This is a genomic window from Altererythrobacter lutimaris, assembly GCF_013371495.1.
In the GTDB taxonomy this organism is placed as follows: Bacteria; Pseudomonadota; Alphaproteobacteria; order Sphingomonadales; family Sphingomonadaceae; genus Erythrobacter; species Erythrobacter lutimaris_A.
This window is the reverse complement of the sequence record NZ_JABWTA010000003.1, coordinates 1-541: the sequence shown is the minus strand read 5'-3', so window position 1 is coordinate 541 and position 541 is coordinate 1. Positions and strand designations below refer to the sequence as shown.

At 52.5% G+C, this 541-nt stretch carries 1 protein-coding gene; it reads left to right on the top strand.

The genetic code is table 11. From position 1 onward, the window contains the following. Window positions 1-267 precede the first annotated feature (267 nt). Window positions 268-541 (top strand): hypothetical protein (locus tag HUO12_RS14445; RefSeq protein WP_217905310.1); only part of this gene is annotated, 274 nt, incomplete at its 3' end.

Below are 541 nucleotides of genomic sequence, written 5' to 3'. Positions count from 1 at the left end.
GCTGCAAGAGGCTGGGCTGGTACATGTCAATTCGATGGCAATTCCTCGGATCGACTTGCTTGGCATCTATCCATCGTGGCAAACGGTGCTGGCCCAGTTTGCTGTTTTGCTCGTTGTCGTGGTGGCGTTCACCCTCAATGTTCGTTCGGCAAGGCAGCCAGCCATGCTGCAAAACTGATTCAAGGAGCCTCCAAAGAGCATCACATTGAGAGCCCTATTCGCTCCAATATGGTTAATCGTTGACTTATTATGAAAGGTACCCTTGGTATGAAATATCTCATCGGCATGATTGCTGCAGCGCTTGCACTCGGGGGCTGTGCGGGATGGAAACCAATTCCAGTTGAGGCTGAAGGCCGTTTGCGCGCACAGGTCTTGGATATTGTGGATCGAAAGGATTCCGTAGGTCCGGTTGCAAAAGACTGCCGCCAGTACGGTGATCGGCCTTCCGGGCAATTCGCACTTGTTGTTGTGGAGGAACTGACGGGGGTGCCAAAGACGAGAAACAAGTGGATCGTGCCTATTAAGCAGGGGCAGGCATTGA